We start from the raw sequence: 16904 nt of genomic DNA on the forward strand, positions 1-16904 counted from the left end.
CTGGTTCATCACATCGACACTTTTAAGCAAGCTCATCGCAAGGATTAACACATGGCCGTGACCACCGTCGCACAATTCGCCGCGGAGCTCAATCGCCCGGCTGCGACACTGCTGGAACAGCTGCAGTCTGCAGGGGTGCCCAAGGCATCTCCCGCAGACGTGCTCACGGAGGCCGATAAGGAGCGTCTGCTGGAACATCTGCGCAACGCTCACGGCTCCGCCGGCGGCGATCGCAAGAAGATCACGCTGACCCGCAAATCGACCACCGAAATCAAGCAGGCTGATGCCTCTGGCAAAGCCCGCACCATTCAGGTCGAAGTCAAGAAAAAGCGCGTGTTCGTCAAGCGTGACGACGCCACGGGTGACGACGCAGCTCAAGCCGCACAGGAAGAGGCCGAACTGGCTCGCCGTGAGGAAGAGGCTCGTGCCCAGGCTGAAGCACTGCGCATTCAGGAAGAACAACTGGCTGAAGCCCGTCGTCAACGCGAAGAGCAAGAGCGTCGCGAGCGCGAAGAGGCTGAAGCGCGCGCCGCAGCTGCTGCTGAGCGTGCTGCTCGAGAATTGGCCGAGCAAGAAGCCGCTGCGGCTGCCGCCAAAGCCGGTATCAAGACGCCAGAGCAGGAAGCAGCTGAGCGTGAGGCCGCTGCTGCCCGTCGTGCTGCGGCTCAGGCTGCTGCGCGTGCTGAAGCTGCTGCACTGACCGCCGCTGCACAACGCGCCGCCAAGGGGGGCACATTGAAGGCTGCCAGCGAGAAGCCTGCCGAAAAGGTTGTTGAGAAGCCTGCTGAAGCTCCTGTCGCTGCCCCCGTTGCTGTGACGCCTGCTCCTGCTGCACCCGTCGCCGCTGCGCCTGCAGAGGCCGCTGCGCCTGCCGCAGCTGGCAAGGGCCCGGTGCGAGTGGTGAAGGCAGCCGACGTAGAAGCCGAAGAGAAGCAACGTCTGGCCGATCTGGAGCGTCGTCGCAAGGCTGCTGAAGCCGAAGCAGCGGCCATCCGCGCCATGATGAGCGCCCCCAAGAAGGTGCTGACAGCCAAGAAGCCTGAAGAGCCGAAGCCTGCTGAAGCCATCAAGGGCACCATTCACAAGCCCAAGGGCGCTCCAGGCGCGACGCCTGCTGCAGGCGCGCCGGCTGGTGGTGCCGCCAAGGCAGGCGACAAGAAGTCGGTCAAGTCCGAGAAGCTGTCGTCGAGCTGGGCTGATGATGCCAAAAAGCGCGGTGCTGGCAATGGCAAGGGCCGTAGTCCCGATCCCGTTGGTGGCAGTGGCCGCAATGGCTGGAAGGCCCCGGGTGGCAAGGGTGGTCGCCGTGGTGGTGAGCGTGAAGGTCAGTCGACCTTCGTGGCGCCGACCGAACCGCAAATCCAAGAGGTTCACATTCCCGAGACCATCTCTGTGGCCGATCTGGCTCACAAGATGTCCGTGAAGGCCTCCGAGGTCATCAAGCAAATGATGAAGCTCGGCCAGATGGTCACCATCAACCAGCAACTGGACCAGGAAACCGCCATGATCGTGGTGGAAGAAATGGGCCACAAGGCGTTTGCGGCCAAGTTGGATGACCCGGATGCCTTCCTGGAAGAAGAACACGCCGATCAGGCTGCCGAGGCCTTCCCACGTGCGCCAGTGGTGACCGTCATGGGTCACGTTGACCACGGTAAGACCTCGCTGCTGGACTTTATCCGTCGCAGCCGCGTGGCTGCTGGCGAAGCTGGCGGCATCACGCAGCACATCGGTGCGTACCACGTGGACACGCCTCGCGGCATGATCACCTTCCTGGATACCCCGGGTCACGAGGCCTTCACGGCCATGCGTGCTCGCGGTGCCAAGGCCACCGACATCGTCATTCTGGTCGTTGCGGCCGATGACGGCGTCATGCCTCAAACCAAGGAAGCCATCCACCACGCCAAGGCTGCGGGTGTGCCCATCGTCGTGGCGATCAACAAGATCGACAAGCCGGGCGCCAACACCGACCGCGTGACGCAGGAACTGGTGGCTGAACAAGTCGTTCCAGAAGCCTACGGTGGTGATTCTCCGTTCGTGCCGGTGTCGGCCAAGACCGGCCAAGGCATCGAAGACCTGCTGGAAAACGTACTGCTGCAAGCTGAAGTGCTGGAGCTGACTGCGCCGAAGGATTCCATGGCCAAGGGCCTGGTGATCGAAGCGCGTCTGGACAAGGGACGTGGTCCTGTGGCCACCGTGCTGGTTCAGTCCGGTACCCTCAAGCGCGGCGATGTCGTGCTGGCCGGTGCCTCGTATGGCCGTGTTCGCGCCATGCTGGACGAAGACGGCAAGAATGCCACCGAGGCAGGCCCGTCCATTCCAGTCGAAATTCAAGGCCTGACCGAAGTGCCATCGGCTGGCGACGAATTCATGGTGCTGGGCGACGAGCGCCGTGCACGCGAAATCGCGACTTTCCGTCAGGGCAAGTACCGCGATGTCAAGCTGGCCAAGCAACAAGCCGCCAAGCTGGAAAGCATGTTCGAACAGATGGGGTCGGGCGCAGAAGTGCAAACGCTGCCCCTTATCATCAAGGCCGACGTGCAAGGTTCGCAAGAAGCTCTGGCAACGTCCTTGCTCAAGCTGTCGACCGAGGAAGTGCGTGTGCAGGTCGTGCACGCCGCCGTGGGTGGCATCTCCGAGTCCGACGTCAACCTGGCGATCGCCTCCAAGGCCGTCATCATTGGCTTCAACACCCGTGCGGACGCGAATGCCCGCAAGGTGGCCGAGCACAATGGCGTTGACCTGCGTTACTACAACATCATTTACGACGCCGTGGATGATGTGAAGGCAGCGATGGGTGGCATGCTGGCTCCCGAACAACGTGAAGAAGTCATCGGTACGGCCGAGATTCGTCAGGTGTTCGTGGCGTCCAAGATCGGCACGATCGCTGGCTGTATGGTCACCGACGGTATCGTTCGTCGCAACTGCAAGCTGCGCTTGCTGCGTGAGAACATCGTCATCTATACCGGCGAACTCGAAGGCCTCAAGCGCTTCAAGGACGATGTCAAGGAGGTCCGCGAGGGCTTCGAGTGTGGCCTCAGCATCAAGGGCTACAACGACATCAAGGAAGGCGATATCCTCGAGCTGTTCGAAATCAAGGAAGTGGCTCGTACGCTGTAATACGCCGTACAGGAGGCCTTCCCCCGCAACCCCGCCTAGTCTTAGGCGGGGTTTGTATTTGAGAGAGCCAACTGAGTTGATCGGCAGGAGATCACCATGCGCCATAAACGCTCAACCCCCAATCGCAGCAACCGCGTCGCTGACCAGATTCAGCGCGACGTGGCTGAGCTGATCCGCGATCTTAAAGATCCGCGCATCGGCATGGTCACCATCAACAGTGTTGAGGTGACGCCTGACTACGCCCATGCAAAGGTGTACTTTTCTTTGCTGATCGGTGACCCCAAGGCCAGTGAAGAAGGGCTGAATGAGTCCGCAGGTTTCCTGCGCAACAGCCTGTTCAAACGCCTGCAGATTCACACCGTTCCGACTCTGCATTTCCATTTTGACCGCACCACGGAGCGCGCGGCCGAAATCAATGCCCTGATCAACCGTGCCGTGGCTGACAAGGCCAAGGATGCGGACGAAGAGGGCGGTCAAGCGTGAACAAGCCCGTGCGTCAACCTCGTCGTGCCTTGCACGGCGTGATCTTGCTCGACAAGCCGCTCGGACTGTCGAGCAATGACGCATTGCAGAAAGTGAAGCGGTTGTTCCGAGCCGAGAAGGCCGGTCACACCGGCACGCTGGATCCGCTGGCCACCGGTTTGCTGCCGTTGTGTTTTGGCGCTGCGACGAAGTTTTCGCAGGTGTCGCTGGACGCAGACAAGCGCTACACGGCCACCGTGAAGTTGGGGCAGACCACGACCACCGGCGATGCCGAAGGTGAAGTGCTGAACACATGCGAGGTCAACGGCGAGAACGTGAGCGCGACACGCATTGCGCAGGCTTGCCAACAGTTCACGGGCGAGATCGACCAAGTGCCGCCGATGTATTCGGCGTTGAAGCACCAGGGCCGCGCCCTGTACGAATATGCCCGTGAGGGGATTGAGATCGAGCGCGCTGCGCGTCGTGTGATCATTCACGGTATTGACATCCTCGACTGGCAAGGTGACGTCCTCACCCTGGATGTGCGTTGCACCAAGGGCACGTATATCCGTACACTCGCGCAGGATATCGGCGAGTGGCTGGGTTGTGGCGCGCACCTGATTGGTTTGCGTCGCACCGGTACGGGCGGTGTCACCCTGGACAAGGCCGTGACGCTGGAGGCGTTACAGGTGCTGTCCGAGGGCGAGCGCGATGCGTGGCTGTTGCCACCCGATGTGCTGCTCAGCGATTGGCCCGACGTGGTGCTGTCCGAGTCAGACGCAGGGCGGTTCCTGACCGGCATGCGTCGCAAAGTTTCCATGGCCGATGCGCCCCAGGTGCGTGTGTATGGGCCCTTACCTGGCCCGGGCAGTCTCCCGGAACGCCGTGTGTTGCTGGGCAGTGCCCATGTCAAGGCCGGTGAGTTGATTCCTACGCGCCTGCTGAGTCCGGCCGAGATCGAGGGAGTGCTGATGCAGTCACTCCCGAAGGTCACCGCCGAGCCCGCTGTACAGATTTGATGATTCAGGACCAGAGAGCTTTTCTATGAGCACCCAAATTCGCAATATCGCGATCATTGCCCACGTTGACCATGGCAAAACGACCATGGTGGACCAATTGCTGCGCCAGTCCGGCACCTTCGCCGAACACGAAAAGGTGGTCGACACCGTGATGGACAACCACGCCATCGAACGTGAGCGCGGCATCACCATTTTGGCCAAGAACTGTGCCGTGTCCTGGAAAGACACCCACATCAACATCCTCGACACACCAGGTCACGCGGACTTCGGTGGTGAAGTGGAGCGCGCGCTGTCCATGGTTGACGGCGTGGTGCTGCTGATCGACGCGCAAGAAGGCCCGATGCCTCAAACGCGTTTTGTGACCAAGAAGGCGCTGGCCCTGGGCTTGAAGCCCATCGTGGTGGTCAACAAGGTGGACAAGCCTGGTGCGAACCCTGACAAGGTGGTGAACGCAGCGTTTGACCTGTTCGACAAGTTGGGTGCGACCGACGAACAGTTGGACTTCCCTGTGGTGTATGCCTCGGGCATCAATGGCTGGTCTTCGAAGGTCGAGGGCGAGCCTGGCGGCAAGTGGGGCGAAGACATGTCGGCCCTGTTCGACACCATTCTGGAGCACGTGCCTGCGGTCAAGGGTGATGCAACTGCGCCGCTGCAATTGCAAATCTCGGCGCTGGACTACTCCACCTTCGTGGGTCGTATCGGCGTGGGCCGCATCACCCAAGGTACCTTGAAGCCCGGTCAGCAAGTGGCCGTGATGGCGGGTCCTGATGGCAAGGCCTACACAGGCAAGATCAACCAGGTTCACACCTTCCAAGGCCTGGACCGTGTGCAAGCCACCGAAGCCGGTCCTTCCGAAATCGTGTTGATCAGCGGTATCGAAAACATTGGTATTGGTGAAACCGTGACCGACCCCGCCAATCCTCAGCCTCTGCCGATGCTGAAGATTGACGAGCCTACCTTGACCATGAACTTCTGCGTGAACACCTCGCCGTTGGCAGGTCGTGAAGGCAAGTTTGTGACCAGCCGCCAAATTTGGGATCGCCTGCAGAAAGAGCTGCGTTCCAACGTGGCCCTGCGCGTCAAGGAAACCGATGAAGACGGTGTTTTCGAAGTGTGCGGCCGTGGCGAATTGCACTTGACCATCTTGCTGGAAGAAATGCGCCGCGAAGGTTACGAGCTGGCCGTTTCGAAGCCGCGCGTGATGTTCCGAGACATCGATGGCGTGAAGTGCGAACCCATGGAGCTGGTGACCGCTGACGTGGAAGAAGAGCACCAAGGCGGCGTGATGCAAGCCCTGGGCTTGCGCAAGGGCGACATGATCAACATGGAGCTGGACGGCCATGGTCGTGTGCGCCTGGAATACCGCATTCCAGCTCGCGGCCTGATCGGTTTCAGCAACGAATTCATGAACCTGACCCGTGGTTCGGGCCTGATCTCGTCGATCTTCGACGGCTACGAGCCACACAAGGGCGACATCGGCGGCCGCAAGAACGGTGTGCTGATCTCCATGGACGACGGCGAAATCTTCACCTACGCTTTGGGTAAGCTGGACGACCGTGGTCGCATGTTCGTCAAGCCGAACGACCCCGTGTACGAAGGCATGATCGTGGGTATCCACAGCCGTGAAAACGACCTCGTTGTGAACGCCACTCGTACGAAGCAGCTGACCAACTTCCGTGTGTCCGGCAAGGAAGACGCAGTCAAGATCACACCGCCTATCGAGTTGACGCTCGAATATGGTGTGGACTTCATCGATGATGATGAGCTGGTCGAAATCACGCCCAAGTCGATCCGTGTGCGCAAGCGCTACCTGAAGGAACACGATCGCAAGCGCGCTGCGCGCGAATCCTGATCCACAGTGATGGATTGATGTAAAAAGGCCGCGTGTGACAACGCGGCCTTTTTTGTTGTGAGGGACATGATGCAAGGTGTGATCCTGACCGAGATCATCGGAGGACTGGGTGTGATCACCCTCAATCGGCCCAAGGCCCTGAATGCCTTGTCGCTCGAGATGGTTCGCGAGTTGACCGTGGTCTTGCGGGGGTGGGCACAAGACAGCCGGGTCCTGGGTGTGCTCATTCATGGAGCGGCGCGGCCTGCGGAGGCCGGCAAGCACCCGTCGACGCATTTCTGCGCGGGCGGAGACATCCGCTTCATGTACGACGCTGGTATGCGGGGCGACCCTGCGGTGGAAGATTTTTTCACAGAAGAATATGCGTTGGACCACCTCATCCACGTCTACCCCAAGCCAACCATGGCGTGGATGGAAGGCGTGACCATGGGCGGAGGCATGGGGTTGGCTCAGGGTTGCCAACTGCGCGTGGCCACCGAGTCCTTGCGAATGGCCATGCCAGAGACACGTATTGGCTTGTTCCCGGATGTGGGCGGCGGCTATTTCTTGTCGCGCTGCACAGGTTCGGTCGGCGAATACCTTGGCATCGTGGGCCCGCACCTGCATGTAACCGATGCCTTGACCTTGGGCTTGGCCGACACACATGCGCACAGCGATGCTTTGCCAACCATGCTGGATGCTTTGAGGCAGCAGCCCGCGCATACCGCGGAGGCATTGATCGCCCGTGTTCGTGCGCACCTGGATGTCTGTGCCTTGGCGTCGTTACCGGACGCAACAGTGACCTCACACCTCGATCAGATCAACCGGCATTTCAGCCACCATACACTGCCAGACATTTGGCGATCCTTGTTGGCCGACGATTCAACTTGGGCAGCGCAGGTGCGCGCGCAGATGTCGGGGCATTCGCCGCTGATGATGAGCGTGACACTGGAGCAAATCCGTCGCGCCCGCTGCATGCCCTTGGCGGAGGTGTTCAGGATGGAGCGCACGATGGTGCGGCATTGCTTTCAGTTGCGTACCGGCGCAGCCAGTGAAACGGTGGAAGGCGTGCGGGCCCTGGTGGTCGACAAGGACCATGAGCCAAAGTGGCAGCCGCCCATGATCGAGGTTGTGACGCCTGAAATGGTCGAGGCCTTTTTTGATCAGGTTTGGCCCACCTACGCCCACCCGCTGAGAGACTTGGTCGATTAAAGTAGCGGCCTCGCCAAGGCGAGCCCAATCATTTTTGTTGTGTGACACCGATGGATACCCAATTGAGTCCATGGCGCGCCTGCGTGGCTCCCATGTTGGACTGGACTGACCCCCACTGCCGATTCTTTCATCGGCTGTTGAGCCCCCATGCGCGCCTCTATACCGAGATGTTGACCACCGGTGCGCTGGTGCATGGCAACATGACCCGCTTTCTGGACTACAACCAGGAAGAGCATCCTGTGGCCTTGCAACTGGGGGGCAGTGAGCCATCCGATCTGGCGCATTGCGCCAAGCTGGCCCAGAAGTGGGGCTATGACGAGGTCAACCTCAATTGCGGCTGCCCGAGCGAGCGTGTACAGCGTGGGGCCTTTGGTGCGTGTCTGATGAACGAGGCCACACTGGTGGCCGATTGTGTGAAGGCCATGATCGACGCGGTTGGCGGCGACCCCAATGTGCCCATCACCGTCAAGCACCGCATTGGCATTGACCAGATCGAAAGCTACGACTTCGTGCGCGACTTTGTGGGCACGATTGCGCAAGCAGGCTGCGAAGTGTTCATCGTGCACGCCCGCAACGCCTGGCTCAAGGGCTTGAGTCCGAAGGAAAACCGCGAGATTCCGCCCCTGCGCTACGAGTTTGTTCACCAACTCAAACGCGACTTTCCGCACCTGACGATTGTGCTCAACGGCGGCTTGGCAGACAACGCATCGTGCGTGACACAGCTGGCGCCTGGCGCAGTATTGCCCGGCGTGGCGCTGGATGGTGTGATGGTGGGGCGTGCCGCGTACCACACACCCTGGATGTTGTCGGAGTGGGATGAGTTGTTGTTTGGTCTGCCTGCTCGCGAGGTGCCTTTGACCCGCGAAGCCGTGGAAGAGGCCATGGTGGCCTACACCGAGTACCAAATGCAGCGCACAGCCGGTTGGGCCCATGGCGAGGTGCGTTGGCCTCAGGTCATTCGCCACATCTTGGGGCTGTACAGCGGTTTGCCTGGGGCGCGTCGCTGGCGGCAGGTGTGGTCGGATCACAAGCTCAAGGACATGTTGCCGTCGGATGTGATGAAGATCGCGCACGAGCGTCCGCCACGCAGGGATGACTCTGTGTCGGCTTGACCTTTCTGCTCCACGCCACAGGCAAAGAAAAAGCACCCCGAGGGGTGCTTTTCGCTGAGCGGGATCTGAAGAAATCAGACGCGCTTCTTGTACTCGTGGGTACGGGTGTCGATTTCGATCTTGTCGCCGTTTTCCACGAACAGGGGCACGGAGATTTCGAAGCCGGTACCGACCAGGCGAGCAGGCTTCATCACCTTACCGGAGGTGTCACCCTTCACGGCTGGCTCAGTTTCGATTTCGCGAACAACGATGGTGGGCAGTTCAACGGAGATGGCCTTGCCGTCGTAGAACACCACTTCGACTTCCATGCCGTCTTGCAGGTAGCTGACGGCGTCGCCCATGTTTTCGGCTTCAACTTCGAACTGGTTGTATTCGGTGTCCATGAAGACGTACATCGGATCGGCGAAATAGGAGTAGGTGCACTCCTTCTTGTCCAGAATGATCTGGTCCATCTTGTCGTCAGCCTTGAAGACCACTTCGGCGCCAGAGCCGTTCAGCAGGTTCTTCATCTTCATGCGAACGGTGGCAGCGCCACGACCGCCACGGCTGTATTCGGTCTTCAGGACGACCATCGGGTCCTTACCCTGCATGATCACGTTGCCAGCGCGGATTTCTTGAGCGATTTTCATGGTGGATTCCCGATACGGGCCTATGCAAAAACTGGGATTTGTTCTTCCGGCACCTTGGGAATGTCTGCGCCAATACCGCGCATCCAGCCAGAAGCAAAGCTCACCATTTTACCCTGAGCAAGTGACGAAATCGATCAATTGCGTCACGAGATCGGTTTGTGCGGCCAGAGTTTCGTGGCTGGCGACGCTGAAAGTTCCCCACGGCGCGGTGCCGGACGCGAACTCGGGGAGCGTCGCGGGCAAGGGCGCCAGGCCATTCCAGCCCATCCACCATGCTGCAACGTCGTGTCGCAGTTGATCGGGCCACATGGCCATCCACCGGTCCATGAAGGCGTGCAACTTGTCTGCATGCACGCCATCGTCCTGTTCGTAGATTTGCCAGACATGGGGTCGCCCTGCCCACAACGCGCGAACGGCAGAGTCTTCGCCACGCACGAGGTTCAGGTCGCATGACCACAGCAGGCGATCAAAGTCGGCGTGGCTGAGCAAGGGCAGTGCGTGCAGGTGCAGCATGGGCAGGGCCTGCGGATGCCGCTCTGCCCAGGCGTGAGCCAAGCGTGTGGCATGCCCGGCTGTCAGCAAGACGTGAACCGGGCGCATGGTGCTGCCCGCCTGTGTCAACAACTGATCGAGCAAGGCGTCGACCGGGGCGGAGGGGTAGCAGAACAGTGACACCAACAAGGCATCGGGCTGTGGCTGAATGCCGAAGCGGGCGAGCCACGCACTTCGGGCCGTGGCATCAAACGCCGCTTTTGCGGCAGGCAGGTCCGATTCACGCAGCAACCCGCCCGTTGATGGTGTGAAGCCAGGATAGAAGAAGTGCTTGTGCAAGCCGGCGCCAGGGCCCGACCATACGGGGGACATCAGCTTATGGCTGCGCTCGACGTAGTCTTCGGCACTCAGATATTCCAGATTGATCCATGCGGGCGGTGTCGCACGCTGCATCCGGGCCACAAAGGCTTCTGGCGGGTTGCAGCCAAAGGCTTCCACAACGACCTCGCCAGAGGCAAAGTCGGGATCACGAGCCAGCACGGTGTCGCAGTCATCCCAGCGCACGACCTCGATGCCGGGCATGCGCCCGGTCTGGACGCCCCAGGTGGGGTGGCACTCCCAGCGCAAGGCCGGGGCCATCCATGTCAGTGCGCTGGCGTCGTCCATCCACAGACGTACCCGATGCCCGCGTTGCACGAGGTTGCATGCCAGGCGCCAGCAGACACCCACATCTCCAAAGTTGTCGATGACTCGACAGAACACGTCCCAAAGCATAGGCTGATTATGGCGGTGCGGGCAGCACCGTCGGCGCTGGTTCACAATTCAGCCCATGAGCGAGACCTGTCCAGATCACGATCCTGAAACCGCGCCCACATTGCCCGATCGCGAGGCGGTTTGGGCCCGCTTGCTGCAAGAAGTGGCCAGTCTGCCCGCCTTGCCGGGGGTCTATCGGTACTTTGATGCGCAGGGGCAGGTGCTTTACGTGGGTAAGGCGCGCGACCTGAAGCGGCGGGTGTCCAGCTACTTCCATCGCAATCATGGTGGCACGCGCATTGGTCACATGGTGACCAAGATTCACCGCATGGAAACGACGGTGGTGCGCAGTGAGGCCGAAGCCTTGCTACTGGAAAACAACCTGATCAAGACGCTCAACCCGCGATTCAACATCTTGTTTCGCGATGACAAGAGCTACCCGTATTTGAAAATCGCGTCGCATGCGTTCCCTCGCATGGCGTATTACCGTGGGGCGGTGGATCGCAAGCACCGCTACTTCGGACCGTTCCCGAATGCCTGGGCCGTCAAGGAAACCATTCAGTTGCTGCAGAAGGTTTTCCAGATCCGCACCTGTGAGGATTCGGTCTACAACCACCGCACGCGACCCTGTCTGCTGTTCCAGATCAAGCGGTGCAGCGGCCCTTGCGTGGGGTTGATCAGCGAAGAAGCGTACCGAGGTGACGTAGCGCAGGCCGAGCGCTTTTTGCTGGGCGAACCTGAGGCCGTGATGGCCGACTTGCAGTCGCGCATGATGGACTATGCCGAGCGGCTGGAGTACGAGAAGGCGGCCGAGATTCGTAATCAGATCTCGGCCTTGTCCACAGTACTGCATCAGCAGTCGGTGGACACCGTGATGGACAAGGACGTGGACGTGCTGGCTGTGAAGGTGAATGGCGGGCGGGCGTGTGTCAACTTGGCCATGGTGCGGGGTGGTCGCCACTTGGGCGACAGGGCTCATTTCCCGGTCCATGTGCAGGACCATGTTTTGGCGCCGGATGATGCCGAGCCGCCCGAAACGGCTCAGCCGCCCGTGCCCTTGAGCGCCGAAGAGATGACTCAGTCGACCGAAGTGCGCGTGCTGGAGGCGTTCCTGGCCCAACATTACCTGGGTGGCAGCGTGCCGGCGTTGTTGCTCCTGAGTCACGCGGTAAGCCCGGAGTTGATTCAGGCGCTGGGGGATCAGGCAGGGCGCAAGATTACCGTGGTGCATCAGCCGCGTGAGCAGCGCCGGGTCTGGTTGGAAATGGCCATCAAGGGTGCCGATTTGTCGCTCGCTCGTTTGCTGAGCGAGGAAGGGTCTCAACAGGCCAGAACGCGTGCCTTGGTCGATGCCTTGGAACTCGATCTGGACCTGGATGCGCGTGAGGCGGGGCTGGAGTCCAATGCGTCGTCTGATGGCGAAAGCAGTGATGCGGCAGAGGTCGTCGTGGGGGCAGCCAATAAGGCGCCAACCGTTTGCCACGATCCATTGGCGGGTTTGCGCATCGAGTGCTTTGACATCAGCCACACCGCAGGGGAGGCGACCCAGGCATCGTGCGTGGTGTACGAGGGGCACAAGATGCAGCCCTCGCAATACCGTCGCTACAACATCAACAGCATCACGCCGGGTGATGACTATGCGGCCATGAAGCAGGCCTTGGAGCGGCGTTACAGCGCGACAGGACTGAAAGCCGCGCGTTTGCCAGATATCGTGCTGATTGATGGCGGCAAGGGGCAGGTGGCCATGGCCCGCGAGGTGTTTATGGCGCAGGGCTTGCCCTTGTCCAGCATCGTGGGGGTGGAAAAAGGCGAAGGTCGCAAGGTGGGGCTGGAGGAGTTGGTGTTTGCCGATGGCCGCCCCAAGATGCAATTGCCCCCAAGCTCGGCGGCACTGATGCTGGTGGCGCAAATTCGGGACGAAGCGCACCGCTTTGCCATCACGGGCATGCGTGCCAAGCGGGCCAGCGTGCGCACGAGTGGTAGCCGTCTGGAAGACATTCCCGGTGTCGGCCCCAAGCGGCGTGCCAAGCTGCTGCAACGCTTTGGTGGGGTCAGGGGCGTGGCGCAGGCCAGCGTGGACGAGTTGGCCAGTGTTGAGGGCATCTCCCATGATCTGGCCGAAGAAATTTACCGTGCCTTGCGATAACAATAGGCGCATGACACGTAAAGCCAATATTCCTGCCTGGCTGCTGGGTGCCGCCACGAGCGTCGCGTTGTTTCTGTCCGGGTGCGGTGTCCTGCCCGGCATTGAGAAGTCTGACGACAAAGGTGCTCCGGCGGGCAAGTCGGCGCCTGCGCCGGCCACCTCGTCCGGCAAGGCGGGTGGTGCTGGTGGCGTGAAGTTGCCGCCACCCGAGACGCCCAGAACGTGGGCAGATGCGCGACAGCAGGCAGCTCGCCGCATGCTTGCCGCCAACCCCGACATGACTTACATGTCGAAAACGCCGGACATCTTGTTGGCGATCCCGGTCATGACCATCGAGCTCAATGGTGACGGGAGCATCCGGGACATCTCGGTCATGCGCTATCCCAGCCAGGCGCGGGACACCGTGAACCTGGCCATTCAGGCCATCCGGCGCGCAGCGCCCTTCGGTAACGTCTCACATCTGCCGAAGCCTTGGAAGTTCAACGAGACTTTCTTGTTCAACGATGACAGAAAGTTCAAGCCCATGACGCTGGACAAGCGTTAACGTGGCACAACTTCACGGCACAATGGCGGCATGTTTCTAACTTTGCCCACATTGCTCACCTGGGCGCGGATCGTTGCGATTCCGCTGATCGTGGGTGTCTTCTATCTGCCCTGGCCCATTGCTGAAGTCAATCTGACCGCCAGCGTGTTGTTCATTGTGGTCGCGTTGACCGATTGGCTGGATGGCTGGTTGGCTCGTCGTCTCAATCAAACGTCGTCGTTTGGCGCCTTCCTCGATCCGGTCGCTGACAAGTTTCTGGTGAGCGCTTCGCTGTTGGTGCTGCTGGAGTTGGGGCGGGTGACGGCGCTGATTGCGCTCATCATCATCGGGCGTGAAATTGCCATCTCTGCTTTGCGTGAGTGGATGGCGCAAATCGGCGCGTCGCGCAGCGTGGCGGTCCACATGCTTGGCAAGTTGAAGACGGCTGCTCAAATGGCTGCAATTGTTTTGCTGCTGTTTGATGGCAAGCTTTGGGGTGTGATCGACTGTCACATGTTGGGGACATGGCTGATCTACGTAGCCTGCGCGTTGACCATCTGGTCTATGGCCTACTACCTGAAGAAGTCACTGCCAGATATCCGAGCCAAGGCACGCTAAGGTTGCGTGACGGGGTGATCTGTTTTGATGGCTGTCAAGGCGCGGATCTCCGCTGACCTGAATCAGAAGCCCCCGCGGATATTCCCCCTAGAATTCAAGGCGCCATTCCACAGACGGTGGGGTGGGGTGTTGTTGCTTGGCGTTTGTCGCTCAGTGATGCGGGCATTCGCCTCTGAGGGGAGTCGTAGTGAACAAGTCCGAGTTGATTGAGCACATTGCTCAGCAAGCAGATATTTCCAAAGCCGCCGCTGCTCGTGCGCTGGAAGCCGTGGTGGGTGGCGTGACAGCTTCGCTCAAGAAGGGTGAAAGCGTGTCTTTGCTGGGGTTTGGTACCTTTGCGGTGAGCACGCGTCCTGCGCGTGTTGGGCGCAACCCACGCACAGGCGAGGAAATCAAGATCAAGAAGGCCAAGGTGCCTAAGTTCCGCCCAGGCAAGGCACTGAAGGATGCGGTGAACTGATATACTCCCGCTTCTTGATTGATGGGTGCTTAGCTCAGTTGGTAGAGCGGCGCCCTTACAAGGCGTAGGTCGGGGGTTCGAGCCCCTCAGCACCCACCACCATCAATCCTTTTCATTGAAAGCACCTCGGTTTCCGTGGTGCTTTTTTTGTTTGCGCGTGCTGGCTTTCATCGGGCTGAGTTCCTGCATGGCGCGCCGAATACTCCGTGTTTGTTGCAGGGAGGATGACCCCATCCATGCATTAACATTGGTGATCCATATTTGTCGCGATAGCTGGCGTTCCTCGGGTAGTCATGCAAGGCGAACTTCGGTTCGCCTTTGTGTTGTCTACACAGAAGGCACGGGCGTCGCGACTGATCAATGCCAAGCAGGTCGGTTTCCAGCCGGCCAACAGTCATGTTTGATTTCGTTCGCAAACACACTCGCATTCTCCAGCTCATCCTGATCTTGCTGATCTTGCCGTCATTCGTCGTGTTCGGCATTCAGGGCTATTCAAAGTTCGGTGATGACACGGGTACGGTTGCCAAGGTTGGCAAGCAGAAGGTGACGCAGCAGGAGTGGGATGCCGCTCATCGCAATGTGGTGGAGCGCGCTCGCGCGCAGCAGCCTGACTTGGACATCAGCCTGCTGGACAAGCCTGAGTTGAAGCTGCAGTCGCTGGATGCCTTGGTTCGTGAATACGTGTTGACGGCAGCCTCTCGCGATCAGCATTTGGCAGCCCCAACGGCACGCGTTCAGCGCTTTTTCGTTTCTGATCCCAAATACGCGGCGTTGCGCAACCCGGACGGCTCGCTGAACAAAGCATTGATCGAGGCTCGCGGTATGACGCCTGTCCAGCTCGAATCGATGTTGCGTGAAGAAATCACCGTGAACCAAGTGCTCAACGGCGTTCTGGTGAGTGCCCAATCGTCGAGCCTGGCGAACCGTCAGGCCGTGGATGCGCTGTTTCAGGTGCGTGATGTTCAGTGGATGAAGTTCGAGCCCAAAACTTACGCAGCCAAGCTGGAACCTACCGCAGAGCAGCTGCAGGCCTACTACAAGGACCCGGCCAATCAGGCTTGGCTGAAGACGCCTGAAAAGGCCGACGTGCAGTACGTTGTGTTGGACATTGAGGCGCTCAAACAGCGTGTTTCCGTGTCGGAAGACGATCTTCGCCGCTCGTATGAAGAGAACAAGACTCGCTTCACTACGCCTGAAGAGCGCCGCGCCAGCCATATCTTGATCAAGGCCGAGAAGAGTGCGACGGCTGACGAGAAGAAGGCTGCACGTGCCAAGGCCGAGCAACTGTTGGTGCAACTGAAGAAGAATCCAGCGGCTTTTGCCGAGCTGGCACGAAAGAACTCGGATGACCCCGGTTCCGCTGCAAGCGGTGGCGATCTGGATTTCTTCGGCCGTGGCGCCATGGTCAAGTCATTTGAGGATGCTGCTTTCTCGATGAAGACCGGTCAGATCAGTGACTTGGTGGAGAGTGAGTTTGGCTTCCACATCATTCAACTGACTGCGGTTCGCGGTGGCTTGGCCCAACCTTTTGAAGCGGTGCGTGCGCAGCTTGAAGAGGATGCACGCAAGCAGTTGGCACAGCGCCAATATGCCGAAGCGGCAGAAAAGTTCACCAATGCGGTGTATGAACAATCTGACAGCTTGAAGCCCGTGGCGGATGAACTGAAGCTCACCGTTCAGTCGATGAACGATGTGCTGCATCAGCCTGGCGCCAAGGATCAAGGTGCTTTGTCGAATGTTCGTCTGTTGAATGCGTTGTTTGATGAGAACAACCGCAGCAAGGGCCGTAATACCGAGGCTGTTGAAATTGCACCCAACCGTTTGGTGTCGGCTCGCATCGTGAAGTACAACCCTGCAGCCGTGATGCCCTTTGATCAAGCGCGCAGCGTGTTGCGTGATAACTGGGTCAAGGCTGAAGCTTTGAAGGCTGCTCGTGCTGATGCTGAGCAGAAAATGGCAACTTGGAAGAAGTCTCCTGAATCTGCGCAAATGCCTGCAGCAGTTCAGATGTCTCGCCGCACGGTGATGGCACAACCGCCTGCCGTGCTGGATGCGGTCTTGCGCGTGCCTGAAAAGCAATTGCCAGCGTGGACGGTGGTTGACCTGGGGGCTGAAGGTGCGGCGTTGGTCAAAGTGAACAAGATCGTGCCATTGCAGATCAGTCCTCAGGAACTGCAGGAAACTGAGGCACAATTCGGCGGGTACTGGGCAAGGGCGGAAGCCGATGCTTATTACCGTGCACTCAAGCGTGAGTACAAGGTTCAGTTCCTCAACGAAGGTAAGAAGTTGATGGACAAGTCGAAAGAAACAACAAAATCTTCGGCGAACCAGTAAAACGCTGAAAAGCACGCTATAATTTATTTCTGTTCTGCGGTGGCTGTAGCTCAGTTGGTAGAGTCCCAGATTGTGATTCTGGTTGTCGTGGGTTCGAGTCCCATCAGCCACCCCACCGCTTAAGTAAACGCCGACAGGTCCTGCACCTGTCGGCGTTTTGCTTTGTGCGATCCACTGTGGCCAGTGCGTGATGTGT

Annotated in this window: 13 protein-coding genes and 2 tRNA genes; 13 read left to right on the plus strand and 2 right to left on the minus strand. The window is 59.6% G+C overall.

Going from position 1 to position 16904, the window contains the following annotated elements; translation table 11 throughout:
- Positions 1–51: 51 nt before the first annotated feature.
- The 6 genes from infB (at position 52) to dusA (ending at position 8753) form a co-directional block, all read left to right on the plus strand.
- Positions 52–3117, plus strand: coding sequence for a translation initiation factor IF-2 (infB, locus tag ACOYNB_RS09395; RefSeq protein ID WP_422838828.1), 3066 nt, complete (start codon positions 52–54; stop codon positions 3115–3117).
- A 96-nt stretch (positions 3118–3213) separates the two neighbouring features.
- A complete protein-coding gene (rbfA, locus tag ACOYNB_RS09400) occupies positions 3214–3600 on the plus strand; it encodes a 30S ribosome-binding factor RbfA (protein ID WP_422838829.1) in 387 nt (128 codons plus the stop codon).
- Positions 3597–4598 (plus strand): tRNA pseudouridine(55) synthase TruB, encoded by a 1002-nt coding sequence (truB, locus tag ACOYNB_RS09405; protein WP_422838830.1) that lies wholly within the window; start codon positions 3597–3599, stop codon positions 4596–4598. Before rbfA ends, truB begins: the two co-directional genes overlap by 4 nt.
- Before the next feature lie 25 nt (positions 4599–4623).
- Positions 4624–6450 carry a translational GTPase TypA gene (typA, locus tag ACOYNB_RS09410; protein ID WP_422838831.1) on the plus strand — a complete coding sequence of 609 codons (1827 nt, stop codon included), beginning with the start codon at positions 4624–4626 and terminating at the stop codon, positions 6448–6450.
- Positions 6451–6516: 66 nt separating this feature from the next.
- Positions 6517–7641 (plus strand): enoyl-CoA hydratase/isomerase family protein, encoded by a 1125-nt coding sequence (locus tag ACOYNB_RS09415; RefSeq protein ID WP_422838832.1) that lies wholly within the window; start codon positions 6517–6519, stop codon positions 7639–7641.
- A 50-nt stretch (positions 7642–7691) separates the two neighbouring features.
- Positions 7692–8753, plus strand: a complete 1062-nt coding sequence (gene dusA / locus ACOYNB_RS09420) for a tRNA dihydrouridine(20/20a) synthase DusA (protein ID WP_422838833.1) — start codon at positions 7692–7694, stop codon at positions 8751–8753.
- Positions 8754–8827: 74 nt separating this feature from the next.
- On the opposite strand, the gene efp is transcribed toward dusA, so the two are convergent.
- A complete protein-coding gene (gene efp, locus ACOYNB_RS09425; protein WP_374258466.1) occupies positions 8828–9382 on the minus strand; it encodes an elongation factor P in 555 nt (184 codons plus the stop codon).
- 108 nt (positions 9383–9490) lie between these two features.
- Positions 9491–10648, minus strand: a complete 1158-nt coding sequence (earP, locus tag ACOYNB_RS09430) for an elongation factor P maturation arginine rhamnosyltransferase EarP (protein WP_422838834.1) — start codon at positions 10646–10648, stop codon at positions 9491–9493.
- Positions 10649–10703: 55 nt separating this feature from the next.
- Between earP and uvrC the strand changes: the two genes are divergently transcribed.
- The 7 genes from uvrC to ACOYNB_RS09465 all read left to right on the plus strand — a co-directional run bounded on the left by uvrC (position 10704) and on the right by ACOYNB_RS09465 (position 16823).
- On the plus strand, positions 10704–12773 hold the full coding sequence (gene uvrC, locus ACOYNB_RS09435) for an excinuclease ABC subunit UvrC (RefSeq protein WP_422838835.1): 2070 nt from the start codon (positions 10704–10706) through the stop codon (positions 12771–12773).
- Between the two features lie 10 nt (positions 12774–12783).
- A complete protein-coding gene (locus ACOYNB_RS09440) occupies positions 12784–13317 on the plus strand; it encodes a hypothetical protein (protein WP_422838836.1) in 534 nt (177 codons plus the stop codon).
- A gap of 30 nt (positions 13318–13347) precedes the next feature.
- Positions 13348–13914 carry a CDP-diacylglycerol--glycerol-3-phosphate 3-phosphatidyltransferase gene (gene pgsA / locus ACOYNB_RS09445; RefSeq protein WP_422838837.1) on the plus strand — a complete coding sequence of 189 codons (567 nt, stop codon included), beginning with the start codon at positions 13348–13350 and terminating at the stop codon, positions 13912–13914.
- 187 nt (positions 13915–14101) lie between these two features.
- Positions 14102–14374, plus strand: coding sequence for an HU family DNA-binding protein (locus ACOYNB_RS09450; RefSeq protein WP_422838838.1), 273 nt, complete (start codon positions 14102–14104; stop codon positions 14372–14374).
- Between the two features lie 23 nt (positions 14375–14397).
- Positions 14398–14473: transfer RNA gene (locus tag ACOYNB_RS09455), tRNA-Val, on the plus strand.
- Positions 14474–14770: 297 nt separating this feature from the next.
- A complete protein-coding gene (locus ACOYNB_RS09460) occupies positions 14771–16708 on the plus strand; it encodes a peptidylprolyl isomerase (RefSeq protein WP_422838839.1) in 1938 nt (645 codons plus the stop codon).
- 39 nt (positions 16709–16747) lie between these two features.
- A tRNA-His gene (locus tag ACOYNB_RS09465) sits at positions 16748–16823 on the plus strand.
- The last annotated feature ends 81 nt before the right edge of the window (positions 16824–16904 follow it).

The sequence above is a fragment of the Aquabacterium sp. genome (assembly GCF_049317225.1).
Taxonomy (GTDB): domain Bacteria; phylum Pseudomonadota; class Gammaproteobacteria; order Burkholderiales; family Burkholderiaceae_C; genus Aquabacterium.